Below are 24,311 nucleotides of genomic sequence, written 5' to 3'. Positions count from 1 at the left end.
GGCGACGGACGCCGTCCCGGAGGTCCGGGGCGGCGTCCGCGACGGTGTGCTGGACGGTTACTTGAACGCGTCCTTGACCTTCTCGCCGGCCTGCTTGATGCTGCCGGCCGCCTGGTCCTTCTTGCCCTCGGCCTGCAGGTCGCGGTCGTCGGTCGCCTCGCCCACTGCCTGCTTGCCCTGGCCGGACAGCTCCTGGGCCTTGTCCTTCATCTTGTCCACGCCGCTCATGCCGGACTCCTCTCGTCGGTTCCGGCCGAGACCTACCCAGCCCGGTTGATCCCGACACCCGTGCCGGGAGACGGCGGAACACTTGCGGTGTGATGCGACTTGCGCCGCAACTCCTCAAGGAGCCTGGACCGGGCGTCGCAGGCAAGCGAGATTCCATCCTGTGAGATCCTGAGCCGAGGTCACAAGTCGGTGTCAGTCGTGGACGCTCTCCGCGGGGCCCGCCTAGGGTCGCCCGTCGTACCGGCGAGACTCGGTACCTGTCCGCAGGTCCTCCAGCTGGCGCGCTGACGGCGCCGGCGACCTGGGAGAACCAGTCCGTTCCCCCCGCACCGCGGGACGAGGGAGGCATTGCACGTGAAGTTGAGCAAGCGCACTGCTGCGCTCATCGCGACCGGCCTGTCCGGCGTGATGGTGCTGTCGGCCTGTGGTGGAGGTGACGACGAAGGAAGCTCGAGCGCCGACGGCGGCAGCTTCAGCATCTACATCGGCGAGCCCGAGAACCCGCTGATGCCGGGGAACACCAACGAGACCGAGGGCGGCCAGGTCCTCGACTCGCTGTTCACCGGCCTGGTGCAGTACGACCCGGAGACCAACGAGGCCGCCTTCACCGGTGTCGCCGAGTCCATCGAGAGCGACGACCAGACCACCTGGACCGTCAAGCTCAACGACGGCTGGACCTTCCACGACGGCTCGCCGGTCAACGCGCAGTCCTTCGTCGACGCGTGGAACTACACCGCGTACAGCCCGAACGCGCAGGGCAACTCGTACTTCTTCGCCAACATCGTGGGCTACGGCGACCTGCAGGCCCCCGAGGCCGGCGGCGACCCCGTGGCCACCGAGATGAGCGGCCTGCGCGTCGTCGACGACCTGACCTTCGAGGTCACGCTCTCCTCGCCGTACGCCCAGTGGCCGACCACCGTGGGCTACACCGCCTTCTTCCCGCTGCCGCCGGCGTTCTTCGACGACCCCGCGGCCTTCGGTGAGCAGCCCATCGGCAACGGCCCGTTCCAGGCCGTGGAGCCCTTCGTCCCGGGCCAGGGCGTCACCCTGACCCGCTACGAGGACTTCGCCGGTGACGAGCCGGCCAAGGCCGAGTCCGTCGAGTACCGCGTCTACGTCGAGCAGGACACCGCCTACACCGACCTGCAGGGCGGCTCGCTCGACATCATGGACACCCTCCCGCCGGACGCCATCGCGTCCGCCGAGTCGGAGTTCGGGGACCGGTACATCGAGACCGCTCAGGGTGACATCACCTCGCTGGGCTTCCCGACCTACGACCAGCGCTTCGCCGACCCGAACGTTCGCAAGGCCTTCTCGATGGCGATCGACCGCCAGGCGATCAGCGACGCGATCTTCAACGGCACCCGCACCCCGGCGACGTCCTTCATCAGCCCCGTCGTCCCCGGCTACCGCGAGGGCGCCTGTGAGGCCTGCGAGCTGAACGTCGAGGAGGCCAACAGCCTGCTCGACGCCGCCGGCTTCGACCGCAGCCAGCCGGTGGACCTCTGGTTCAACGCCGGTGCCGGCCACGACGCCTGGATGGAGGCCGTCGGCAACCAGCTGCGCGAGAACCTGGGCGTCGAGTACCAGCTGCGCGGCGACCTGCCCCAGGCGGAGTTCCTGCCGCTGAAGGACGCGAAGGGCATGACCGGCCCGTTCCGCGACGCGTGGATCATGGACTACCCGGTCGCCGAGAACTTCCTCGGCCCGCTGTACTCCTCGGTCGCGCTGCCGCCGGCCGGCTCCAACTACACCTTCTACAGCAACCCGCAGTTCGACCAGCTGCTGCAGCAGGGCAACGCGGCCGCTTCGGACGACGAGGCCGTCGCCGCCTACCAGGCGGCGGAGGACGTCCTCATCGCCGACCTGCCCTCGGCTCCGCTGTTCTACCGGCTCAACCAGGGCGCGCACTCGGAGAACGTCGACAACGTGATCATCGACGCCTTCGGTCGGATCGACGCCGCCGCCGTCGAGGTCGTCTCCTGACGACCCCCTAGCAGGACCCGCACCACCCGCCGGGGGCGCTGTCCGATCCTGGACAGCCGCCCCCGGCGGCGCACGTGCCCCGTACCGGGCACGATGGAACCGGCGCCGACCGCACCTGCGCCCGGCGCTCACAACCGAGGGGGAACATGGGCCGCTACGTCGCGCGCCGACTGTTGCTCACCATCCCGGTCCTGATCGGGGCCTCGTTCCTGATCTTCGCGATGGTGTACGCCCTCCCGGGCGACCCGATCCGGGCTCTCGGCGGTGACCGCCCGCTGGCCCCCGCCGTCGTCGCCCAGCTGCGGGACGAGTACAACCTGGACGACCCCCTGGTCGTCCAGTACGCCAAGTACGTCGGCGACCTGCTGCAAGGGGACTTCGGCACCGACTTCCGCGGCCGCGAGGTGCTCGACACGATCGAGCAGCGGCTGCCGGTGACCATCCAGCTGGCCGTGGTCGCGATCCTGTTCGAGGCCGTCATCGGCATCATCGCGGGCGTCCTCGCCGGTATCCGGCGCAACGGCTTCCTGGACAACGTCGTGCTGGTCTCGAGCACGATCGTCGTGTCCGTCCCGATCCTCGTGCTCGCCTTCGTGGCCCAGTTCGTCTTCGGCCTGCAACTGGGCTGGTTCCCGATCTCCGGCATCGGAGAGGGCTGGTACAGCTTCGTGCTCCCTGGCCTGGTGCTGGCCGCGGGCTCGCTGGCCTACGTGGCTCGGCTGACCCGCACCAGCGTCGCCGAGAACATGCGCGCCGACTACGTGCGGACGGCGAAGGCCAAGGGGCTGCCCAGGCGGACGGTCATCGTCCGGCACACCCTGCGCAACAGCCTGATCCCGGTCGTCACCTTCATCGGCGCCGACATCGGCACCTTGATGGGCGGGGCGATCGTCACCGAGTCAGTGTTCAACCTGCCCGGGATCGGCCGCGCCATCTTCGACGCGGTGCGCGCCCAGGAGGGCGCCGTCGTCGTCGGGATCGTCACGCTGATGGTGTTCTTCTTCATCTTCTTCAACCTGGTCGTCGACGTGCTCTACGCCGTCCTCGACCCGAGGATCCGTTATGACTGACCAGCAGCAGGCCGACCTGCGGCACGACGAGGTGGAGGCCGGCACCACCACCGGCCTGGCCAGCCCGTCGGTCGACGCCACCGACGCACGTCAGAACAGTCTGTGGAGCGACGCCTGGAAGGACCTCAAGCGCAACCCGCTGTTCTGGATCGGCGGCCTGCTGATGCTGGTCTTCCTGGCGATGGCCCTCCTGCCGCAGGTGTTCGCGCGCGGCGTGGACCCGCGCGAGTGCAGCCTGTCCAACAGCCAGCAGAAGCCGTCGGCCGGCCACTGGTTCGGCTTCGATCAGCAGGGCTGCGACTACCTGGCCAACGTCGTCTACGGCGCCCGCAACTCGCTCATCATCGGTGTGCTCGCCGTCCTCGTGGTGCTGCTGCTGGGCGTCGTCGTGGGGGCGATCGCCGGGTTCTACGGCGGGCTCACCGACAGCCTGCTGTCCCGGATCACCGACATCTTCTACGCGCTGCCGCTGGTGCTCGGCGCCCTCGTCGTCCTCCGGACCGGGACCCTGGGCCGGGGTGTGACCGCCGTGGCCATCGCGCTGGCCCTGTTCGGGTGGATGACGGCGATGCGGCTGGTGCGCTCGCAGGTGATCGCCGTGAAGAGCTCGGACTACGTCGCCGCGGCCCGCGCGATGGGGGCGTCCAACGGGCGCATCCTGGTGCGGCACATCCTCCCCAACGCGATCGCGCCGGTGCTGGTCTACACGACCATCACCATCGGCGTGCTCATCGCCGCGGAGGCGACGCTGACCTTCCTGGGGGTCGGCCTGCAGCGGCCGGCCATCTCCTGGGGGCTGCAGATCGAGGCGGGTCAGTCCCTGCTGCGCACCGCGCCGCACCTGGTGCTGTTCCCCAGCATCGTCCTGACCCTGACCGTGATGGCGTTCATCATGATGGGCGACGCCCTGCGCGACGCCCTCGACCCGAGGCAGCGCGCATGACCCGACCCGACCTCTCCCAGCCCAGGGCCGCGGCGCCCGGCACCGGCGGCACCGTCCTCGAGGTCGACGACCTGCACGTCGAGTTCCGCACGCGCTCCGGCGTCGTCAACGCGGTCAACGGCGTCAGCTACCGCCTCGCGGAGCGCGAGACCCTCGCCATCCTCGGGGAGTCCGGCTCCGGCAAGTCGGTGTCCGCCCAGGCGATCATGGGCATCCTCGACACCCCACCCGCGGTCATCACCGGCGGTGGCATCTGGTTCGAGGGCCGCGACCTGCTCCAGCAGTCGGAGGAGGAGCAGCGCAAGGTCCGCGGCCCGGGGATCTCGATGATCTTCCAGGACGCACTGTCGTCGCTGAACCCCGTGTACAGCGTCGGGTACCAGATCGGTGAGATGTTCCGCGCCCACCGGGGGATGTCGAAGAAGGACGCCAAGAAGCGCGCGGTCGAGCTCATGGACCGCGTGCGCATCCCGGGAGCGGGCGCGCGGGTCAACGACTACCCGCACCAGTTCTCCGGCGGCATGCGCCAGCGCGTGATGATCGCGATGGCCATCGCCCTCGACCCCAGGGTGCTCATCGCAGACGAGCCGACCACCGCGCTCGACGTCACGGTGCAGGCGCAGGTCATGGACCTGCTCAAGGACCTGCAGCGGGAGACCGGGATGGGGCTCATCCTCATCACCCACGACCTCGGCGTGGTCAACGAGGTCGCCGACAACGTCGCGGTCATGTACGCCGGGCGGATCGTCGAGCGCGGCACCGTGGACGACGTCTTCGCCAACCCGGCGCACCCCTACACCGACGGCCTGATGAGCTCGGTGCCGCAGGTGGAGGCCAAGGGCGGCCGGCTGCTGCCGATCGCCGGCCAGCCGCCGAACCTCGCCGCGATCCCCAGCGGCTGCCCGTTCCACCCACGCTGCTCCCGGCGCCGGCTGGGGGCCGCCGCCACGCCCGGCCGGGAGTGCGCCACCGACCTGCCACCGCTGCGCCTGGTCGTCCCGGGCCGCGAGGCGGCGTGCCACTACAGCGAGGAGGTCCTCGGTGTCTGAGTCCACGACCGGCGCCACGGCCGCGAGCGGCGCCCTGCGCGGTGCCATCGGCGAGACGCTGCTGGAGGTCCGTGACCTGCAGAAGCACTTCCCGCTCACCCAGGGCGTCCTGTTCAAGCGGACCGTCGGCCACGTCCGTGCCGTGGACGGCGTCAACCTGACGATGCACCGCGGGGAGACCGTCGGCCTGGTCGGCGAGTCCGGCTGCGGCAAGTCGACGGTGTCCAAGCTGCTGGTCGCCCTGGAGAAGCCGACCGCGGGGTCGATCCTCTACAAGGGCCGGGACGTCGCGAAGATGGGCGGCCGCGCGCTGAAGGAGTACCGCCGCGAGGTGCAGATCATCTTCCAGGACCCGTACGCGTCGCTGAACCCGCGGATGACCGTGGGTGACATCGTCGCCGAGGGCTGGTCCGTGCACGCCGACGTCGCCCCGAAGAAGGGCCGGCTGCAGCGCACCCAGGAGCTGCTCGACCGGGTCGGCCTCAACCCCGACTACGTCAACCGCTACCCGCACCAGTTCTCCGGTGGCCAGCGGCAGCGCATCGGCATCGCCCGGGCCCTGGCGCTGCGGCCGGAGATCATCGTCTGCGACGAGCCGGTGTCGGCCCTCGACGTCTCGGTGCAGGCGCAGGTGGTCAACCTGCTCGAGGACCTGCAGGACGAGTTCGGCCTCTCCTACCTGTTCATCGCCCACGACCTGTCGGTGGTGCGGCACATCTCCGACCGCGTCGCGGTCATGTACCTCGGCAGCATCGTCGAGGAGGGCACCGACGAGCAGGTCTACACCGCGCCGTCGCACCCGTACACGCAGGCGCTGCTGTCCTCGGTGCCGTTGCACGAGCCGCACCTGCGGGGCCAGAAGGACCGCATCCTGCTGCAGGGCGACGTCCCCAGCCCGGCGGACCCACCCTCGGGCTGCCGGTTCCGCACCCGGTGCTGGAAGGCGCAGGACATCTGCGCCCAGGAGGCGCCCGCGCTGGTGGACCGCGGCCAGGGGCACCCGTCGGCGTGCCACTTCGCCGAGGCCCGCACGGTCGTCCCGGTGGACGTGGAGTGAGGCGATGACACCGTCGTCCTACCGGACGACACCGCGGCCACGTGCCGTCCCCGGCTCGCGCTGAGCCCGGCCGCCGCACCCTTCGCGGACCCCTCCGGGGCCCACTCGGGCACGACACCGCGGCCACGTGCCGTCCCCGGCTCGCGCTGAGCCCGGCCGCCGCACCCTTCGCGGACCCCTCCGGGGCCCACTCGGGCACGACACCGCGGCCACGTGCCGTCCCCGGCTCGCGCTGAGCCCGGCCGCCGCACCCTTCGCGGACCCCTCCGGGGCCCACTCGGGCACGACACCGCGGCCACGTGCCGTCCCCGGCTCGCGCTGAGCCCGGCCGCCGCACCCTTCGCGGACCCCTCCGGGGCCCACTCGGGCACGACACCGCAGGTGCGCGTCCCCGGCTCGTGTGCTCCGGGGAGAATGCCCTCTCGTGACCGCTGACCGCCGCATGCTGCTCGTGCACGCCCACCCCGACGACGAGACGATCAACAACGGCGCCACCATGGCGCGGTACGTCGCCGAGGGGGTTGGCGTCACCCTGCTCACCTGCACGCTGGGCGAGGAGGGCGAGGTGCTCGTCCCCGAGCTGGAGCTGTTGGCCCCCGACCACGCCGACCAGCTGGGCGGCTTCCGGATCGGTGAACTGGGCGCGGCGATGGCGGCCCTCGGCGTCACCGACTGGCGGTTCCTGGGCGGGCCGGGGCGCTACCGCGACTCCGGGATGATGGGCACCCCCGCCAACCAGAAGCCGCGGGCGTTCTGGAACGCCGACCTCGGCGAGGCCGTGGCGCACGCGGTCGCCGTCGTCCGGGAGGTCCGGCCGCAGGTGGTCGTCACCTACGACGAGAACGGCGGCTACGGCCACCCCGACCACATCCAGGCGCACCGGGTCGCGATGGGCGCGGTGGAGCGGGCCGCCGACCCCTCCTACCGGCCCGACCTCGGCGCGGCCTGGGACGTCGCCAAGGTCTACTGGTGCTGCATGCCGCGGTCGGTGCTGCGGAAGGGCGTGGAGGCGATGGCCGCGCTGGGGGAGGACTCCCCGTTCCAGGCGCTGGGCGACCTCGACGAGGTGCCGTTCGCGGTCCCCGACGACGTGGTCACCGCCGCGGTCGACGGCCGTCCGCACGCCGGCCGCAAGGACGCCGCGATGCGCGCGCACGCCACCCAGATCACCGTCGACGGCCCCTTCTTCGCGTTGTCGAACAACCTGGGTCTGGAGGTGCTGGGCACCGAGTACTACCGCCTGGTGCGGGGCGAGCGCGGGCCGGCCGGCGATGCCCCCCACGGCTGGGAGGACGACCTGTTCGCCGGTCTGCCGGGATGAGCCGGCGCCTCGGGGCGCGCGCCGGGGCGGGGCTGCTGGTCGTCGCGGCCGCGGCGTGGCTGGCGCTGGTCGAGGTGTTCTGGCTGCCGCTGCGCGTGGCCGGCGTCCTCGTGCCGGTGTCGGTGGTGGCGGCCGTGACCGGCAACCTGCTGCTGGTGCCGCTGGCCCACCGGCTCACCGGCTCGCGGCTGGTAGCGGCGCTGCCGGCGCTGGTGTGGCTCACCGTCGCGGTGGCCGGCAGCATCCGCCGTCCGGAGGGGGACCTGCTGGTGACCGGCGGCGGCGCGACCGGGCTGGTCAACCTGGCGTTCCTGCTCTGCGGCGTGGTCGCCGCGGCGTTCGCCGTCGGCCGCGTGCTGGCCGCAGCGTCGCTCAGTCCGAGGCGTACCGGTAGTGGTACCGGTGGTGCTCGATGAAGCCGGCGCTGCGGTAGAGCGCGCGGGCGGGGGCGTTGGACGACGTGACCTGCAGGTAGACCCAGGTGGCGCCGCGCTCGGCCCCCCAGCGCTGCAGCGCCGCCATGACCGCGGTGGCCAGGCCACGCCGGCGGTGCTCCTCGGCGACGGTGACCGCGGCGACGCCCAGCCAGTCGTCGGTGACCACGCCCCGGGCGACGGCGGCCAGCGGGCCCTCGTCGAGGCGGACCGAGGCGAAGACGACGTCCTCGGCGTTGGTCAGCACCGCGCGGGCCGTGGGCGGCAGGGGACGCCCGCGGTGGTGGTAGCCGGCCAGCCAGGCGTCGTCCGGGGTGGGGGAGAGGTCGACCGGCACCCCGCCGTCCGGCCCGGAGGTCAGCGGGGCGGTGAGCACCAGGACGTCCTCGTCGCGCTCCCAGCCGGCGGCGGCGAAGGCGGCGTCGGCCGGCCGCGCCTGACGGCCCGGCAGCTGGGCACAGGGGCGCAGGCCGCGCTCGCGGTACCAGGCGGTGACGGCGTCGACCGCGTTCGGCAGGGCGCGGCCCGGGTCCCCCGCGACCAGCACCGAGTTGGCCCGCCCCGTGAAGCCGCCACCGGCGCGCAGCAGCCACTCGCCGAGCGCCGCCTCCTCGGAGCCCCGCCAGCCGCGGGCGGCGACACGTTCCAGGCCGACGACGTCCAGGGGTGAGCGGCTCTGTCCCATGCCGCGATCCTGCGGTGCCCGGCCCGGCGTCGTCCTCCCGGGTCCCCGGCGCGCACCCGTCGCGCCCCGACCGGGCACCACGCGCCATACTGAGCAGCGATACAACCGGCCTGGCCCGCGAGCCAGTGCCCTGCTGCGCATCCCCGGGAGGGATCCCCCGTGACCTACGTCATCACCCAGGCCTGCGTCGACGTCCTGGACAAGGCGTGCATCGACGAGTGTCCGGTGGACTGCATCTACGAGGGCGACCGGATGCTCTACATCCACCCCGACGAGTGCGTGGACTGCGGGGCGTGCGAGCCGGTCTGCCCGGTGGAGGCCATCTACTACGAGGACGACGTCCCGGACAAGTGGAAGGACTTCTACAACGCCAACGTGGAGTTCTTCTCCGACCTGGGCAGCCCCGGCGGTGCCGCGAAGACCGGCAGGATCGGGAAGGACCACCCGCTCGTGGCCGCGCTGCCGCCCCAGGCGGAAGGGCACTGACGACCACCGTCACGGGGACGCCGGCCGGCCGGCTGCCGGACTTCCCCTGGGACTCCCTCGTCGCCGCGCGGGCCAAGGCCGCGAAACACCCCGGGGGCGTCGTCGACCTCTCCATCGGGACGCCGGTCGACGACACCCCTGAGGTGCTGGCCACCGCGCTCGCCGGCGCGGGCAACGCCCCCGGCTACCCGACGGCCCTGGGCACCGCCGCCCTGCGCACGGCGGCGGCGGCGTGGTTGCGGCGTCGGCTCGGCGTGCAGGTGGCCGACCCGCTCGGCACCGACCCGTCCGTCATCCCCACCGTGGGCTCGAAGGAACTGGTCGCGCTGCTGCCCACGATGCTGGGCCTGCGGGGTGGCGGCACGGTGCTGGTACCCGAGGTGGCCTACCCCACCTACGAGGTCGGTGCGGTCCTGGCCGGGCTCGCGGTGCGGCGCACCGACACGCCGCCGGCCGACGCGACCGGCGTCGTCCTGGCCTGGCTGAACTCCCCGGGCAACCCGCACGGCCGGGTCCTGACCGACGACCAGCTGCGGGCCTGGGTGGAGTGGGGCCGGGCGCACGGCATCCCCGTGATCGCCGACGAGTGCTACATCACCCTGGGCTGGGACGTCGAGCCCCGCTCGCTGCTGCACCCCGACGTGGCCGGCGCCGACCACAGCGGCCTGCTCGCGGTGCACTCGCTGTCCAAGCAGTCGACGGCCGCGGGCTACCGCGCCGGGCTGCTGTCGGGCGACCCGGCGCTGGTCCGCACCGTGTGGGAGGTCCGCCGCCACCTGGGCCTGCTGGTGCCCACGCCGGTGCAGGTGGCCATGACCGCGGGCCTCGCCGACGACGCGCACGTCGACGCCCAGCGGGAGCGCTACCGGGCCCGCCGCGAGCAGCTGGCCGCCGCCGTCCGGGGCGCCGGGGCGCGCATCGACCACTCCGAGGCCGGGCTCTACCTGTGGGTCACCCGCGACGAGGACTGCTGGACGACGATCGACTGGCTGGCCGGGCTCGGGATCGTGGCTGCGCCGGGGTCCTTCTACGGCCCGGCCGGTGCGCAGCACGTCCGCATGGCGCTCACCGCCATCGACGAGCGGATCGCCACGGCCGTCGAGCGCCTGGCGGGCTGAGCCCCTCGGGATGCCGCCGGTCGTGGTCCCGCCCGCGCTGGTCGCAGCGATGGGCGACCTCCACGGCGACGCGGGACGGGCCTGGTGCGCCACCCTGCCTGCGGCGGTCGAGAGGGCCGCGGCCCGGTGGGGCCTCGACGTGGGGCCGCCGTACCCGGCCTCGTACCACTGGGTGGCGCCGGCGGTGCGGGTCGACGGGGCCGTCGTCGTCCTCAAACTGGGGCTGTCCGGGGCCCTGGCGCAGGAGGCGGTGACGCTGGCCGCCTGGCAGGGGCAGGGGGCGGTCGACCTGCTCGCGGCCGAGCCCGACCACGGGGGCACGATGGCGCTGCTGGTGCGCGCCGCACGCCCGGGCACGGATCTCTGCACCCTGCCCGACGAACGGGCGTTCCCGGTGCTGGCGGCGGTGGCGCGGCGGCTGCACGGAACTCGCGCCGCGCGACCGGACGGTGTGCCCGACAGCCGCCGCCGCGTCGCCCTCCTCCGCGCCGGCTCACCGCTCGTGCCTGCCGCGCTCACCGACCGTGCGGCCGGGGTGCTGGAGCGACTGCTCGACAGCGCCGCCGCTCCGGTCCTCTGCCACGGTGACCTCCACGCGGCCAACGTGCTGCGGGACGTCGGCGGCTGGGTGGCCATCGACCCGCACGGCGTGTGGGGAGAGCCCGCGCTCGACGCCGGGACGGCCCTGCTGAACCCGCCGCGGGCCTGGGCCACCGTCCCCGGCCTCCGGGACCTGCTGGACCGCCGGGTGGCGCTGCTCGCTGCCGGTCTCCGGGTGCCGGCGGCCCGGGTGCGGGCATGGGGGTTCGTCAGCGCGACGGTCGCGGCGGTGTGGACGGCGCAGGACCACGGCCGGCGCGATGACGACGTCCTGGCGCTGGCGGAGGCGCTCAGCGACACGGGCGGATGAGGCCGTCGTCACCGCGGGCCCGCCGGGTGCCCGGGTCGCCCGGCCGGGTCAGGAGCAGGCGAAGTCGCCGCTCGCCGTGACGGCGGCCAGCTCGACGGCCAGGCCCTCGTGCTTCTGGTAGGCCTCGGGGAAGCCGCTGCGCTGCACGAGCTGGCTGGCGTCGGTCAGCCGCATGCCGTCCCAGTTCGGCACCCGCACGAGGCGGTCGTAGAAGATGCCGGCCGAGTAGACGGGGTCCTGCACCTGTGCGGGAGTGCCCCACCCCTGGGAGGGACGCTGCTGGAACAGACCCAGGGAGTCGCGGTCGCCGTAGTCGAGGTTGCGCAGGGTCGACTCCTGCATCGCGGTGGCCAGCGCGATGACGACGGCCCGCTCCGGCAGCCCGCGGTCGCGGCCGACCTGCGCGATGGTGTGGGCGTTGGCGAGTTGCTCGCGGGTGAGCTCGACGCCGGTGGCGGGCAGCCGGCACTCCGCCGTCGCCATGCCGGTCTCCTCCCGCGAGGCGGTCCAGGACAGCGCCACGAGGAGCGCCACGGCCACCACGACCGCCAGCCACGCCCAGGCCGCGACGTCCCGCCGGGCGGGCGCCCGCCGACCTCCGCGGGACCGCGGCGCGGGCCGGCGTGCGCCGGACCGCCGCCGGGACGGTCGCCGCGCCGGGCGGCGGCTGCCGGATCGGGCGGGGGAGGGCCGCCGGACCGCGGTTCCGCCACCGGTGCGGGCACTCATCGGCTCGACTCTAGGTCGGTTCCCTGGGCGTCTCCGGAATCTGTGGCGATGTCGGGACGGGGTGTCGACCACTACGGTGTGCCCGCCGCCCACCCCGCGAGGAGATCCGATGAGTGACGTCCTGCTGCCCGGCATCACCGCCACCCGGGTGACCACCCCGCGCCTGACGCAGAACGTGCTGCATCCCGACGGCGTGGACCCGGCCGGGGTCGGCGAGGTGGTGCTGTTCGTGCACGGCAACGTCAGCTCGTCGCTGTTCTGGCAGCAGCCGCTACTGGCCCTCGCCGAGGCCGGGCGGGTCCGGCCGCTCGCCGTGGACCTGCGCGGCTACGGCGACACCGACCCCCTGCCGATCGACGCCCGGCGCGGCGTCCGGGACTGGGCCGACGACCTCGCCGCACTGGTCGAGACGCTCGGTCTCCAGGGGGTGCACCTGGTCGGCTGGAGCATGGGCGCGGGCGTCGTCCTGCAGTACCTGCTCGACCACCCCGGTCGGGTCGCCTCGGTCGTCCTCGTGGCGCCGGTCTCCCCGTACGGCTTCGGCGGCACGGCGGGGGTGGAGGGCCGGCGGCTGTCCGACGACGGCGCCGGGTCGGGCGCGGGTGCAGCCAACCCGGCCTTCGTGGCGGCCCTGGCCGCCGGCGACACGACGGCCGAGCAGCCGACCAGCCCGCGGTCGATCCTGCGCGCGTTCTACGTCGCCCCCGGCTCCCTGCCACTGGACCCGCGCCTGGAGGACGTCTTCGTGGCGGCGATGCTCAGCACCCGCACCGGCGAGGACCACTACCCGGGCGAGGCCGCCACGACGGCCACCTGGCCGGGAGTTGCCCCCGGCGCGCGCGGCGTGCTCAACACGATGGCGCCGACGGTCCTCGACCTGACGGGGATCGTCGACCTGCCCGTGAAGCCCCCGGTCCTGTGGGTCCGCGGGGACGCCGACGCCATCGTGTCGGACGCGTCGGTGTTCGACCTGGCCCAGCTCGGGGCGCTGGGCGCGCTGCCCGGCTGGCCGGGGGAGGAGGTCTGCCCGCCGCAGCCGATGGTGACCCAGACCCGCGCCGTCCTCGACCGGTACGCGGCCACCGGGGGCTCCTACCGGGAGGTCGTGCTGCCCGGGGTCGGGCACTCGCCGCACGTCGAGCGCCCGCAGGAGTTCGTCGTCGCGCTGCTCGAGCACCTGGACCACCCGGCGGCGGCGCCGTCGAACACCCCGGAGACCCCGGGGCCCGGCGACATCGACTGAACCCGGCCGTGTCGGTCCCCGCGGAAACCGACACGGCCCGACGGGCCCTCGGCCGCGAGCCGGCGAGCGGTGAGGAGGACGGGGTCCTTCTTCTTCAGTTCTTGTGCAGCTCGGCGTTCAGCGCACCCCAGTCGCCGTCCCGGGGCAGGGCCTCCAGCGCACCGGAGACGGAGTTGCGCCGGAACAGCAGCCCGTCGCGCCCGGACAGCTCCGCGGCCTTCACCGTCGAGCCGTCGGGCAGGGTGACGCGGGCACCGGCGGTCACGTAGCAGCCGGCCTCGACGACGCACCTGTCCCCGAGGGAGATCCCGATGCCGGCGTTGGCGCCGAGCAGGCAGCCCGCGCCGATCGAGATGACCTGCTTCCCGCCGCCGGAGAGGGTGCCCATGATCGAGGCGCCGCCCCCGACGTCGCTGTCGGCCCCGACGACCACACCGGCGCTGATCCGGCCCTCGACCATCGACGGGCCGAGCGTGCCGGCGTTGAAGTTCACGAAACCCTCGTGCATGACCGTCGTCCCCTCGGCCAGGTGCGCGCCCAGCCGCACCCGGTCACCGTCGGCGATCCGCACCCCGGAGGGGATGACGTAGTCGACCATCCGGGGGAACTTGTCGACGCCGAACACGGTGACGTGGCCCAGGGCGGCGCGCAGCCGGTGCACGTTGAAGGTCGCGGCCTCCACCGGACCGGCGCTGGTCCAGGCCACGTTGGTGAGCAGCCCGAAGACGCCGGTCATGTCCGCGCCGTGCGGGCGGATCAGCCGGGAGGACAGCAGGTGCAGCCGCAGCCAGACGTCGTGGGTGTCGACCGGGGGTGCGGCGAGGTCCGGGATGACCGTGCGGACGGCGATCACCTCGACGCCGCGCGCCTCGTCGCGGCGCACCAGGCCGCCGTAGTCGGGGCCCAGCTCACCGGAGAGCTCCAGCGCGCCCAGGCGGGTCGTCCCGGCGGCGGCACCCTCGGGCGCGCCCAGGCGCGGCTCGGGGTACCAGGTGTCGAGGACCGTCCCCGAGGGGGTCACGGTGGCCAGACCGGCGGCGACGGCGGAGAGCGGGGCGGCGTGGGTCACGGGGAGGACGCTACCGAGCGCCGGCGCGGGCCCGGCCGGCGAGGCGGTCCCTCCGGCGGGTGAACGCGAGACGGCGAACCGGTGCCCTGGCGCGGTGCCGCGGCCGGACCGCGACGGCGCCCGTAGGGTCGTCCACCGTGAGTTCCGCACCGAGCCTGGACCTCTCCGCCGACGTCCTCACCCTCACCCGCGCGCTGGTCGACACCCCGTCGGTGTCGGGCGCCGAAACGGCGCTGGCCGATGCGGTGGAGGCGGCGCTGCGCGGCTTGGGCGGGCTGGAGGTCGAGCGGGTCGGCGACGCGGTCCTGGCCCGCACCAACCTGGGCCGGCCCAGCCGGGTGGTGCTCGCCGGCCACCTGGACACCGTGCCGATCGCCGACAACCTCCCCAGCCGGGTGGAGGACGGCCGGCTCTACGGCTGCGGCACCAGCGACATGAAGGCCGGCGACGCGGTGATGCTGCGGCTGGCCGGCCGCTTCGGCGTCCCGGGGGCCGAGCCCGGGCACGACCTCACCTTCGTCTTCTACGACAACGAGGAGGTCGAGGCGGTCAAGAACGGTCTCGGCCGGGTGGCCCGGGAGCGCCGGGGCTGGCTCTACGGCGACCTCGCGGTCCTGCTCGAGCCGACCGGTGGTGAGATCGAGGCCGGCTGCCAGGGCACCCTGCGGGCGGTGCTGGAGGTCCCCGGGCGCCGGGCGCACAGCGCGCGCAGCTGGCTGGGCGTCAACGCGATCCACGGGGCGGCCGGGATCCTCGCCACGCTGGCCGCCTACGCGGCGCGCGAGGTGGAGATCGACGGCTGCACGTACCGCGAGGGGCTCAACGCCGTCCGCATCGAGGGCGGGGTCGCCGGCAACGTCATCCCCGACGCCTGCTCGGTGACGGTGAACTTCCGCTACGCCCCCGACCGGGACGAGGACGCCGCCGAAGCCCACGTCCGCGAGGTGTTCGCGGACGCGGTCGCGGCCGGCGCCACGCTGACCGTCGTCGACAACGCCGGCGGCGCGCTGCCCGGGCTGGCCGAGCCGGCGGCCTCAGCGTTCGTGGCCGCCGTCGGCCGCCCGGCCCGGGCCAAGCTCGGTTGGACCGACGTGGCCCGCTTCGCCGCCTTCGGCATCCCGGCGGTCAACTACGGCCCCGGTGACCCGCAACTGGCGCACACCCGCGAGGAGCACGTCGTCGTCGAGCGGCTGCAGCCGGCCGAGGACGCGCTCGTCGCCTACCTGTCGACCCCCTCCGCCTGAGGAGCCGCGCATGACGACCACCCCCCAGCCCGCCGACGGCCGCAGGCCGCGCCCCACCCGTCACCGCGGGCCGGTGATGCTGCGCGGTGGCGAGCCGGACCCGCGGACCCAGGGGACGACGACCGACGCCCGGCTGCTCGACCGGCGTGGACCGACCGACTGGGTGCACACCGACCCCTGGCGGGTGCTGCGCATCCAGAGCGAGTTCGTCGAGGGCTTCGGGCTGCTGTCGGAGCTGCCACGCGCGGTCAGCGTGTTCGGCAGCGCCCGCACCCCGCGGGGCTCCGCGCACTACGCCTCCGGCGTCGAGATCGGGGCGGCGCTGGCCCGCGCCGGCTATGCGGTGATCACCGGCGGCGGCCCGGGGGCGATGGAGGCGGCGAACCGGGGGGCGTCGGAGTCCGGTGGCCTGTCGGTCGGCCTCGGCATCGAGCTGCCGTTCGAGCAGGAGCTCAACGAGTGGGTCGACGTCGGCATCGCGTTCCGCTACTTCTTCGTCCGCAAGACGATGTTCGTGAAGTACGCGCAGGCCTTCGTCATCCTCCCCGGCGGCTTCGGCACCCTCGACGAGTTGTTCGAGGCGCTCACCCTGGTGCAGACCCGCAAGGTCACCCGCTTCCCGGTGGTGCTGTTCGGCTCGGAGTACTGGTCCGGGCTGGTCGACTGGATCCGCAGCACGATGGTCCCCGCGGCCACCGTCAAGGAGTCCGACCTGGACCTGTTCACCGTCACCGACGACGTCGAGGAGGTCGTGCGGGTGATCCAGGAGGCCGAGGCGGCCCGTCAGGCCGGTGACAACGGCGGGGGCATGCGGTCGGTGCCGGCCGACAGCGGTCCGAGCGACGCCTGAGGTCCACCCGAGGTGCTCTCCGCCGTCGTCTTCGTCGTCACCGTCCTGGTGGTCGGCGCGCTGGTGTTCCTCGGCGGCTCGCTGCTGCTCGGCCGCGGGGAGACCCAGCCGCCGGCCGACGCGGACCGCTCGCCCCTGCAGCTGCCGGAGGACCGGCCGGTGACCGCCGAGGACCTCCGCGCGGTGCGGATGTCGGTCACCGTCCGGGGGTACCGCATGACGGAGGTCGACTGGCTGGTCGAGCAGCTGGCCCAGACCCTGGAGGAACGGGACGCGCAGCTGGCCGAGCTGCGCGGCCGGCTGACGGACGGCGCGGCCCCGGCGCGGGACGACGTCCCGCCCGCGGCGCCCGCCACCGGGAACGGGACGCATGCCGATGCCTGAGCTCGTCGAGACGATCGAGGTCGACGCCCCGCCGGAGCGGGTCTGGGCCGCGCTCACGGACTGGACCCGGCAGGGGGAGTGGATGCTCCTCACCGACGTGGAGACCGTCGGCGGGGACGCGCAGGGGTTCGGTGGCCGGCTGGCCGCCCGCACCGGCATCCCGTGGCGGCGCGGGCGGCACCTCGGCGTCCTCGACACGATGGTGATCACCGAGTGGGACCCGCCGCGGCGCGTCGTCGTCCAGCACACCGGCCGCGTCGTGCGCGGCCCGGGCATCTTCGAGCTGGTGCCCGACGGGGAACGGACGACGTTCACCTGGACCGAGCGGCTGTACCTGCCCCTCGGCCTGCTGGGCGTGGTGGGCTGGCCGCTGGTGCGCCCCTTCATGGTGGCCGGGGTGCGGCGGTCGCTGCGGCGGTTCGCCGCCTTCGCCGCCAGGCACCCCGGTCGGTGACCGCAGCGGCGATCAGGGCCGACCTCGCGGTGGCCGCCGACCCCGAGCGGGCGGCCGGGATGGCGCGCTACTTCCAGGTCCGCCCGGGCGGCTACGGGGAAGGCGACCGGTTCCTCGGCATCGCCGTGCCGGAGCTGCGCCGGATCGCCCGCCGGCACGCGGCGGCGACGTCCCTGGCCGAGGCGGAGGACCTGCTCACCAGTCCGCTGCACGAGGAGCGGCTGGCCGCGCTGTTCGTGCTGGTGCGGCGGTTCGAGGCCGCCGGGGACGACGAGCGGGCGCGGATCGTCGAGCTCTACCTGCGCTGCCGGGCGCACGTGTCGAACTGGGACCTGGTCGACGCCTCGGCGCCGTGCCTGCTGGGCGACGTCGATCCCGCGGTGCTGGACCAGCTCGCCGGATCCGCGTCGGTCTGGGACCGCCGGATCGCGGTGATGGCCACCTTCGCCGCCGTCCGGGCGGGCCGGTTCGAGCCGACGCTGCGCCTCGCCGACCGGCTGCTGGCCGACCCGCACGACCTCGTGCAGAAGGCGGTCGGCTGGATGCTGCGCGAGGTGGGCAACCGCGACCGTGCCCTGGCCGAGGAGTTCCTCGGCCCCCGCTACCGGCGGATGCCGCGGACGATGCTGCGCTACGCGATCGAGAGGTACCCGTCCGACCGGCGGCGCGCCTACCTCGCCGGGGACGTCTGACCGGGTGCGTCCCATGGGTGGGGGCGCTTCTCGATCGACGGCACGTGCCGCTGTCAGCGCGCCTGTGTGATGGGGGGTGCTCGCCAGCGAGACGACGGTCCCGACCACCAGGGCTGCCGCAACGGCCGGCATGAACCAACCAGGGCGTGTCCGGGCGCGCCACAGCGACCAGATGGCGACCATCGCGAGCAGGATGCCGAACACGATGCTGCCGACGTGGCCGAGGTCGGTCAGCGGCCGCGCCTCTTCGCACACGGGCGGGCAGTAGACGATCGGGAAGCCGTTGGTCAGCGCCGCCCAGCCGGCGCCGAGGATCCCGGCGCTGGCAACGCCGCCGCCGTTGCCCAGAGCGCCCGCCATGAAGGAGATCGCCCACCAGACCTGGATGAGCGCAACGCCGACGAGCGTCGCCGCCTCGGTCGGACTCAGCGTCCCGTGCAGGTCGAACAGGCCGACACCGAAGTCGATGACGATGTGCAGCACGCTGACGAACATCGTCGCCAGGCCGACCCAGAGCCATGCCGGCATCCGCCAGTCGCGACCGGACCACGCGAGTCGTTCGCCCCCCACGGACCGTCCATCGACCATGCGAGGAGTCTTCCGGGTGGAAGGGCGGGTGACCCGGGCGTCCGGCCCGAGCGGGGCAGAGCCACGGGTTCACCCGCGCGGGGCGACGATCGCTGCGGTCGGCGCCGCTACCGACGCCGGCGCCACCCGGCCAGCAGCTGCTCGGGGCCGAGGACGGTCGGACCGCTGACGGCGCTGCCGTTGCGGGAGACGACCAGCAGCGGCGTGTCGGCAGCGGCGCCGGGCAGCCGGCCGCGGTGGGTCACCAGCGCGCCGAGGTCGCTGCTGTCGAACGGCTCGTCCTCCAGCCACTTGATGGACCCGACGGCGTCGATGCGCTTGGCCACGGGCTCGCGGTCGGCGATCACCAGGTCGATCTCCGGGTCGTTGGTGCGGGTCCAGTACCCCCCGACGACGCCGTCGGCGCCGCCGCGGTCTTCGGCGGGCAGGCGCACGAGGCTCTCGCGGATGACCGGTTCGATGGCCCGGCCGCGCCAGGAGGTCCACGACGCCTGGATGCGGGCCAGTACCCGGTCACCCCGCCCGCGTTCGACCTCGGCCAGGTGGGGGCCGAGGAAGCTCAGCCAGAACCGCAGGTAGGGGTCGGCGACCCGGTAGCGGGTCTCCCGGGACGGTCTGGTCGACAGCGGCGTGTCTGCGGCGACGACGCGCTTGTCCTTCAGCTGGGTCAGCGAGCGGTTCAGCGACGCCTGCTGCAGCCCGCCGGCCCTCTGCCCGATCGTGCTGAACGTGCGTTCTCCGGCGCCGATCGTCGACAGGACGCGGCGGGCCTGGGCCTCGGTGGGGAACTCAGCAGCCAGTGCGCGCTCCGCGCTCACCAGCAGTGCCGAGGTGGAGTGCGCGAGCGCCTCCTCCAGGTACTCCCACAGTGACAGGCCGCGAGGCCACTCGTCGCAGATCAGCGGGAGCCCCCCGGTCACCAGGTAGGCGTCGAAGGCGTCCGCGGGCTCCAGGTCGAGCATCGCCTGCACTTCCAGCGGACTCAGCGGGGGAACGACCATCTCCCCGGCGCGCTGGTGGAAGGGGCGGCCGTAGGCGTTGAGCGCCTCCATCATCGCCAGGTCCGACCCCACACCGATGAGCAGCACCGGGTGCCTGGCCAGCACCCGGTCGAACACCTTCTGCAGCGTCCCCTCGAACGCATCGTCGTCGCCGGTCAGGTACGGCAGCTCGTCGATGACCAGGATGCTGGGCGCATCCGGTGGGATCGCGGTGGCGAGCAGGTTCAGCGCCGCCTCCCACGTGGAGGGGGTGACTGCGGCGAACGTCGCCGCGCCGGGCAGGTCGGAGGCGGCGACCTCTGCGGCGAACAGGCGCAGCTCCTCAGCGGGCGGCTGCTTGGAGGCGGTGAAGTACACGTGCGGCACGCCCGCGCGCTCGATGAACTCCTCGATCAGTCGCGACTTGCCCACCCGCCGCCGGCCACGGACCAACAGCGCGCGACCGGGCCGGGCACCTCCGGTGCGGACCACGTCGAGCTGACGGTCCAGCAGGCGGAGCTGCTCGTCGCGCCCGATGAAGACGACCACGAGGCCTCCATGTCACTGTCATCGACGATACTATCATGCAGGATAGTGTCCTGTCCGGTGTTCCCGTCCACGGTCACCACGCCCGTTCGAGCTGGCGTCCTCGTCCCGGTGGACCGGCCCGCGCGGTGACCCGGAGCTCAGCGGCGGCGGGAGCGGACGAACGCCAGTGCCTCACGGGCCAGCGCCAGGTCGGTCGCCGGGTCCCCGTCCGGGAGGGCCACCCACTCCCGGTACGGCTGCCCCTTCCCGCTGCTGAACGGTCGCCCGGCGCCGTCGGCCAGCAGCGCAGCCACCCGGTCGCTCGGCAGCTTGAGCACCACCGCGTCCACGGCGAGCATCGCGAAGATCGACCCGCCCGCGCGCAGGGTGCCCGAGCCGAACCGGCGTGCGCCGTCGGCGTCGGGCGGGGTCACCCCGGGGTCTGTGGCGAGGGCGTCGACGAGCGCGGCGAAGCGGTCCGGGGCGTCCACGCCGCCCATGGTCGGGCAGGCGCTGCGGCCGCGGGCCGGACCACGGCGCGGCTGACGTACCAGCGCCGCCACAGCACCGCGGCGGTGAGCAGGGAGACGACGGTGCCCCCGTCGTACATGAGCCGCGCCCCCTCCTCGGCGGCGAGGACCCCGGCCGGCGGTGCGGCGTAGAGCCACTTCGCCAGGACGTCGTGCGCCGCCGTGCCCGCGGCGAGCGCCCCGGCCCGCACCCCGACCCCGCGCCGGTGCGGCGCCGGGTCGACGGCCAGTACCGACGCGGTCGCCAGGTACCCGCTGACGAGCACGTGCAGGGAGACCAGCGCGGCCAGCGCCGGTCGGTGCGCGGCCGCGGCGTGCAGTCCGGTGCCGTACAGCACCCACAGGCCGGCGGCGTTGAGCGGGACGGCGACCAGCGGGTCGGTCGCCCAGCGGACCGGCGGCGTCCGCAGCGCCCGGGCCAGCCGCCGCGCCACGGTCACCGGCAGCGCCCGCAGCGCGAGGGTCGCCGGTGCGGCGAGGACCAGCAGCAGCGGTCCGAGCATGCCGAGCAGCAGGTGGCCGGCCATGTGCGTCCGCAGGTCGCCGTGCGCGCCGGCCAGGGCCCACCCCGCGCCGGCCGCGGCCAGGCCGGCCAGGCAGCACGCCGTCCGCCGCAGGGGCCACGGCGCCCGGCACCGCCAGGTCGCCGCGACGTAGAGCACCGCGGCCGTCAGCAGGCCGGCGAGCGCCGTCACCGGCGGCGGGTCCGCAGCGTGAGCAGCGCGCCGGCGATGACCAGCACCGCCGCCGCACCGATCCACGCGGCGTCGTACGGGGCGAGGTCCACGCCGTAGCGGACCTGGTGCACCCGTAGCAGCTTGTGGTCCACGACGCCGTCCCACAGCTGGAAGGCGCCGGCGCCGAGCAGCACTGCTCCCCACCAGCGCAGCCGGTCGAACTCCCCGCGGCGCCGGACGTCGGCCAGCAGCGCCAGCCCGGCCACCACCGCGGAGAGCGTGGCCGCGTGCAGCACCCCGTCGGAGACCAGGCCGGCCGCACCACTGGCCCGGTCGTAGAAGTGGTGCCAGTGCAGCAGCTGGTGGAAGACGATCTCGTCGACCGCCCCCATGAGGCCGGCGCCCGACAGCAACCCGGAGAGCAGCAGCCGGCCGGGCACGACGCGGGCATCGGTCACGGCCGACCGGTGCCCCCGCGGGACGGCCGGAAACGGGCCGGCCTCCCCGGCCGTCGCATGTCGCGGCCGGAAACCGCCGGGGGGACGTCGGTGGGGTCGTGCAGGATGTCCGCCGTGGAGTCGTGCAGCGCTGCGCGCGGGCAGCGATGAGCCGCCGGGGCTGGGCGCTGTTCCTGGCGATGGCGCTCATCTGGGGTGTGCCGTACCTGCTCATCAAGGTGGCCGTCGGCGAGCTCTCCCCGGTGATGGTGGTCTTCGCCCGCTGCGTCCTCGGCGCGGCCCTGCTGCTGCCCTGGACGGTGGCCCGCGGCCAGCTGCGCCCGGCGCTGCGGCACTGGAAGCCGCTGCTGGCGTTCACCGTCCTGGAGATGACCGGCCCCTGGCTGCTGCTCTCCTACGCTGAGCAGACGCTGTCCAGCTCGCTCACCGGCCTGCTGGTCGCCGGCGTCCCCTTCGTCGCCGCCCTGGCCGCCCGCCTGGCGGGGGAGGAGGAGCGGCTCACACCGGTGCGGCTGGCCGGCATGGGGCTGGGCGTGGTCGGGATCGCCGTCCTGCTCGGCCTCGACGTCGAGGGTCTGGCGCTGCCGCCGCTGCTGGCCGTGGCGCTCGTGGTCGTCGGCTACGCCACCGCGCCGATGATCGTCAGCCGCAAGCTGCCCGACGTCCCGGGCGTGGCCGCCAGCGCGATCGCGCTCACCGTCACCGCCGTCGTCTACGCACCGTTCGCCGCCCCGCAGCTGGACGAGGCGGTCTGGGCCCCGGCCGACGCGCTGCTGTCGGTGCTGGCCCTCGGCGTGCTGTGCACCGCGGTCGCCCTGGCGCTGTTCTTCGCGCTCATCCGCGAGGTGGGCCCGCAGCGCGCGCTGGTGATCACCTTCCTCAACCCGGCGGTCGCGGTGCTGCTCGGCGTGCTGCTGCTCGACGAGCCGTTCACCCTCGGCCTGGCCGTCGGGCTGCCGCTCATCGTGCTCGGCTGCGTGCTCGCCACCCGCCGCAGCCCCGTGCGCAGCGCCCGCTGCGAACTGTCCGACGTCGACGCCGCCGTCCCCTGAGCAACGGAGGAACTCCTTGACCGAACAGCCGGTCGTCCGCACCCGCGCGGGCGCCGTCCGCGGCCGCACCGAGCACGGGACCGCGGTGTTCCGCGGCATCCCGTTCGCCGCGCCCCCCGTGGGTGGGCAGCGGTTCCAGGCGCCGCGGCCGCCGCAGCCGTGGGACGGCGTCCGGGAGGCCGACGTCTTCGGGCCGCCCCCACCCCAGGCGTGGATGGGCCCGCCGCCCCCGGCTCCCGCCGCGACGGGGCCGGTGCGCCACGACCCGACCGACTGGCTCACCCTCAACGTCTGGACGCCGGACCCGGGAGCCGCCGGGCTGCCCGTCCTGGTCTGGGTGTACGGCGGCGCCTACCGGATGGGGTCGTCGGCGGAACCGGGCTACGACGGCTCGGCGCTGGCCCGCTCCGGGGCCGTCGTGGTCACCGCGAACCACCGGGTCGGCGTCGAGGGCTACGCCGAGCTGGAGGGTGCGCCGGCCAACCGGGGGCTGCTCGACGTCGTGGCCACCCTGCGCTGGGTGCAGGAGGAGATCGCCGCGTTCGGCGGGGACCCCGCCCGGGTGACCCTGTTCGGCGAGTCCGCCGGCGCCGGGGCGATCGCCTCGCTCCTGGTCATGCCGGCGGCGGCCGGCCTGTTCGCCCACGCGGTCGCGCAGAGCGTGCCCGGCACGTACTTCACCCCGGCGCTCGCCCGGGACGTCAGCGCCGAGCTGACCGCGCCGCTCGGACTGGCCCCGTCGGCGGCCGCGCTCGCCGACGTCCCGCCGGAGCGGCTCGTGGCCGCGCTGTCGGAGCTGGACCGGCGGATGGCCTCCCTCGACCGCTGGGGCCTCGTGGCGCACACGCCCACGCCCTACTCGCCGGTGGTGGACGGCGAGGTGCTGCCCACCGATCCCTGGACCGGGCTGGCCGCCGGTGCCGCGCGCGACGTCCCCCTGGTGGTCGGGCACAACCGGGACGAGTGGCGGCTCTTCCTCGCCCTCGGCGGCCTCGTCGGGCAGGTCACCGACGAGCTGGCGGACGAGGCGGCCGCCGTCTTCGGCCCCGGCCCGGACGCTCCGGCGCGGATGCGGGCGGCGTTCCCCGGCGCCGGGGCCGAGGAGCGGTACGTGCTGGTCCACTCCGACCGGATGTTCCGGATGCCGAGCCTGCAGCTGGTCCGCGCGCACAGCGCCGGCGGTGGGCGCAGCCACCTCTACGAGCTGACCTGGCCGGCCCCGGGGGCGGGCGGTGTCCTGGGCGCCTGCCACGTGCTCGACGTCCCGCTGGTGTTCGGGGTCCTCGACCAGGGGATCGCCCTGCAGCTGCTGGGCCCCACGCCCCCGCCCGAGGCGGCCGAGGTGTCCGCGCAGCTGCGTGCGGCCTGGACGGCGTTCGCCCGCGACGGGGAGCCCGGCTGGCCCGCGCACGACGACGACCGGCAGTTGACCCGGGTGTTCGACGTCGGCGAGCGCGGCGGGGTGCGCCGCTACCCGGAGCAGGTGTCCCGGGAGCTGTGGGCCGACGTCCCGATCGGCGTGCTCGACCTGCGGAGCTGAGCGGCC

The 24,311-nt window shown here is 74.3% G+C and carries 26 protein-coding genes; 18 read left to right on the top strand and 8 right to left on the bottom strand.

The features are described 5' to 3' along the window. Positions 1–57 precede the first annotated feature (57 nt). Positions 58–228, bottom strand: coding sequence for a CsbD family protein (locus tag CRP39_RS19115; RefSeq protein WP_097207972.1), 171 nt, complete (start codon positions 226–228; stop codon positions 58–60). A gap of 354 nt (positions 229–582) precedes the next feature. On the opposite strand from CRP39_RS19115, the gene CRP39_RS19110 reads away from it, so the two are divergent. The 7 genes from CRP39_RS19110 (at position 583) to CRP39_RS19080 (ending at position 8,070) form a co-directional block, all read left to right on the top strand. Continuing rightward, a complete protein-coding gene (locus tag CRP39_RS19110; RefSeq protein ID WP_216359823.1) occupies positions 583–2,214 on the top strand; it encodes a peptide ABC transporter substrate-binding protein in 1,632 nt (543 codons plus the stop codon). 146 nt (positions 2,215–2,360) lie between these two features. Further along, positions 2,361–3,284, top strand: a complete 924-nt coding sequence (locus CRP39_RS19105) for an ABC transporter permease (RefSeq protein WP_097207971.1) — start codon at positions 2,361–2,363, stop codon at positions 3,282–3,284. Next, positions 3,277–4,227 carry an ABC transporter permease gene (locus CRP39_RS19100; protein WP_097207970.1) on the top strand — a complete coding sequence of 317 codons (951 nt, stop codon included), beginning with the start codon at positions 3,277–3,279 and terminating at the stop codon, positions 4,225–4,227. Before CRP39_RS19105 ends, CRP39_RS19100 begins: the two co-directional genes overlap by 8 nt. Further along, complete coding sequence (locus tag CRP39_RS19095) at positions 4,224–5,276, top strand: ABC transporter ATP-binding protein (RefSeq protein WP_097207969.1); 1,053 nt, start codon at positions 4,224–4,226, stop codon at positions 5,274–5,276. The genes CRP39_RS19100 and CRP39_RS19095 overlap by 4 nt, the downstream gene beginning before the upstream one ends. After that, entirely contained in the window at positions 5,269–6,333 is a 1,065-nt protein-coding gene (locus CRP39_RS19090; protein WP_281253793.1) for an ABC transporter ATP-binding protein, read from the top strand. The genes CRP39_RS19095 and CRP39_RS19090 overlap by 8 nt, the downstream gene beginning before the upstream one ends. Before the next feature lie 424 nt (positions 6,334–6,757). Continuing rightward, positions 6,758–7,654 carry an N-acetyl-1-D-myo-inositol-2-amino-2-deoxy-alpha-D-glucopyranoside deacetylase gene (gene mshB / locus CRP39_RS19085; RefSeq protein WP_097207968.1) on the top strand — a complete coding sequence of 299 codons (897 nt, stop codon included), beginning with the start codon at positions 6,758–6,760 and terminating at the stop codon, positions 7,652–7,654. After that, positions 7,651–8,070, top strand: coding sequence for a hypothetical protein (locus CRP39_RS19080; protein WP_097207967.1), 420 nt, complete (start codon positions 7,651–7,653; stop codon positions 8,068–8,070). Before mshB ends, CRP39_RS19080 begins: the two co-directional genes overlap by 4 nt. On the opposite strand, the gene CRP39_RS19075 is transcribed toward CRP39_RS19080, so the two are convergent. Then, positions 8,027–8,773, bottom strand: coding sequence for a GNAT family N-acetyltransferase (locus CRP39_RS19075; protein ID WP_097207966.1), 747 nt, complete (start codon positions 8,771–8,773; stop codon positions 8,027–8,029). The two genes, CRP39_RS19080 and CRP39_RS19075, sit on opposite strands and share 44 nt — an antisense overlap. A 159-nt stretch (positions 8,774–8,932) precedes the next feature. On the opposite strand from CRP39_RS19075, the gene fdxA reads away from it, so the two are divergent. Genes fdxA through CRP39_RS19060 form a run of 3 tightly spaced genes read left to right on the top strand, consistent with a single transcriptional unit; the run spans position 8,933 to position 11,287 of the window. Further along, positions 8,933–9,259: a ferredoxin gene (gene fdxA, locus CRP39_RS19070; protein WP_097207965.1), complete on the top strand. Its 327-nt coding sequence runs from the start codon at positions 8,933–8,935 to the stop codon at positions 9,257–9,259. After that, positions 9,256–10,377: a succinyldiaminopimelate transaminase gene (dapC, locus tag CRP39_RS19065; protein WP_097208148.1), complete on the top strand. Its 1,122-nt coding sequence runs from the start codon at positions 9,256–9,258 to the stop codon at positions 10,375–10,377. Before fdxA ends, dapC begins: the two co-directional genes overlap by 4 nt. 10 nt (positions 10,378–10,387) lie before the next feature. After that, on the top strand, positions 10,388–11,287 hold the full coding sequence (locus CRP39_RS19060) for an aminoglycoside phosphotransferase family protein (protein ID WP_097207964.1): 900 nt from the start codon (positions 10,388–10,390) through the stop codon (positions 11,285–11,287). A gap of 48 nt (positions 11,288–11,335) precedes the next feature. Here CRP39_RS19060 and CRP39_RS28135 read toward each other — a convergent pair whose 3' ends face one another. Beyond that, positions 11,336–11,821 (bottom strand): hypothetical protein, encoded by a 486-nt coding sequence (locus CRP39_RS28135; protein WP_143426708.1) that lies wholly within the window; start codon positions 11,819–11,821, stop codon positions 11,336–11,338. A gap of 304 nt (positions 11,822–12,125) precedes the next feature. Here CRP39_RS28135 and CRP39_RS19050 point away from each other — a divergent pair, with 304 nt between their 5' ends. Then, on the top strand, positions 12,126–13,259 hold the full coding sequence (locus CRP39_RS19050) for an alpha/beta fold hydrolase (protein ID WP_097207962.1): 1,134 nt from the start codon (positions 12,126–12,128) through the stop codon (positions 13,257–13,259). Between the two features lie 94 nt (positions 13,260–13,353). On the opposite strand, the gene dapD is transcribed toward CRP39_RS19050, so the two are convergent. Beyond that, the gene (gene dapD / locus CRP39_RS19045; protein ID WP_097207961.1) at positions 13,354–14,328 is read right to left on the bottom strand and encodes a 2,3,4,5-tetrahydropyridine-2,6-dicarboxylate N-succinyltransferase; all 975 of its coding nucleotides are present in this window, start codon (positions 14,326–14,328) and stop codon (positions 13,354–13,356) included. 137 nt (positions 14,329–14,465) lie between these two features. On the opposite strand from dapD, the gene dapE reads away from it, so the two are divergent. The 5 genes from dapE to CRP39_RS19020 are packed head-to-tail and all read left to right on the top strand — an operon-like array spanning position 14,466 to position 17,952. Then, positions 14,466–15,572, top strand: a complete 1,107-nt coding sequence (gene dapE, locus CRP39_RS19040; protein WP_097207960.1) for a succinyl-diaminopimelate desuccinylase — start codon at positions 14,466–14,468, stop codon at positions 15,570–15,572. A gap of 10 nt (positions 15,573–15,582) precedes the next feature. After that, positions 15,583–16,422: an LOG family protein gene (locus tag CRP39_RS19035; RefSeq protein ID WP_097207959.1), complete on the top strand. Its 840-nt coding sequence runs from the start codon at positions 15,583–15,585 to the stop codon at positions 16,420–16,422. Positions 16,423–16,434: 12 nt separating this feature from the next. Continuing rightward, entirely contained in the window at positions 16,435–16,806 is a 372-nt protein-coding gene (locus CRP39_RS19030; RefSeq protein ID WP_097207958.1) for a DivIVA domain-containing protein, read from the top strand. Continuing rightward, entirely contained in the window at positions 16,799–17,260 is a 462-nt protein-coding gene (locus CRP39_RS19025; protein WP_097207957.1) for an SRPBCC family protein, read from the top strand. Before CRP39_RS19030 ends, CRP39_RS19025 begins: the two co-directional genes overlap by 8 nt. Continuing rightward, on the top strand, positions 17,257–17,952 hold the full coding sequence (locus CRP39_RS19020) for a DNA alkylation repair protein (protein ID WP_216359822.1): 696 nt from the start codon (positions 17,257–17,259) through the stop codon (positions 17,950–17,952). Before CRP39_RS19025 ends, CRP39_RS19020 begins: the two co-directional genes overlap by 4 nt. Before the next feature lie 695 nt (positions 17,953–18,647). Here the strand turns inward: CRP39_RS19020 and CRP39_RS19010 are convergent. The 4 genes from CRP39_RS19010 to CRP39_RS18995 all read right to left on the bottom strand — a co-directional run bounded on the left by CRP39_RS19010 (position 18,648) and on the right by CRP39_RS18995 (position 21,713). After that, a complete protein-coding gene (locus tag CRP39_RS19010) occupies positions 18,648–20,069 on the bottom strand; it encodes an ATP-binding protein (RefSeq protein WP_097207955.1) in 1,422 nt (473 codons plus the stop codon). Positions 20,070–20,206: 137 nt separating this feature from the next. Further along, positions 20,207–20,539 carry a hypothetical protein gene (locus tag CRP39_RS19005; protein ID WP_216359821.1) on the bottom strand — a complete coding sequence of 111 codons (333 nt, stop codon included), beginning with the start codon at positions 20,537–20,539 and terminating at the stop codon, positions 20,207–20,209. Then, positions 20,479–21,273, bottom strand: coding sequence for a cytochrome c oxidase assembly protein (locus CRP39_RS19000; RefSeq protein ID WP_097207953.1), 795 nt, complete (start codon positions 21,271–21,273; stop codon positions 20,479–20,481). The genes CRP39_RS19005 and CRP39_RS19000 overlap by 61 nt, the downstream gene beginning before the upstream one ends. After that, a complete protein-coding gene (locus CRP39_RS18995; protein ID WP_245853976.1) occupies positions 21,270–21,713 on the bottom strand; it encodes a DUF2243 domain-containing protein in 444 nt (147 codons plus the stop codon). Before CRP39_RS18995 ends, CRP39_RS19000 begins: the two co-directional genes overlap by 4 nt. 122 nt (positions 21,714–21,835) lie before the next feature. On the opposite strand from CRP39_RS18995, the gene CRP39_RS18990 reads away from it, so the two are divergent. Further along, entirely contained in the window at positions 21,836–22,765 is a 930-nt protein-coding gene (locus CRP39_RS18990; RefSeq protein ID WP_245853975.1) for a DMT family transporter, read from the top strand. A gap of 16 nt (positions 22,766–22,781) precedes the next feature. Continuing rightward, complete coding sequence (locus tag CRP39_RS18985) at positions 22,782–24,305, top strand: carboxylesterase/lipase family protein (protein WP_097207951.1); 1,524 nt, start codon at positions 22,782–22,784, stop codon at positions 24,303–24,305. Positions 24,306–24,311 lie beyond the last annotated feature (6 nt).

Origin of the sequence: Geodermatophilus sabuli, from assembly GCF_900215145.1 — a bacterium.
In the GTDB taxonomy this organism is placed as follows: Bacteria; Actinomycetota; Actinomycetes; order Mycobacteriales; family Geodermatophilaceae; genus Geodermatophilus; species Geodermatophilus sabuli.
The sequence above is the reverse complement of the archived record's forward strand: the minus strand, read 5'-3'. Positions and strand labels throughout refer to the sequence as shown.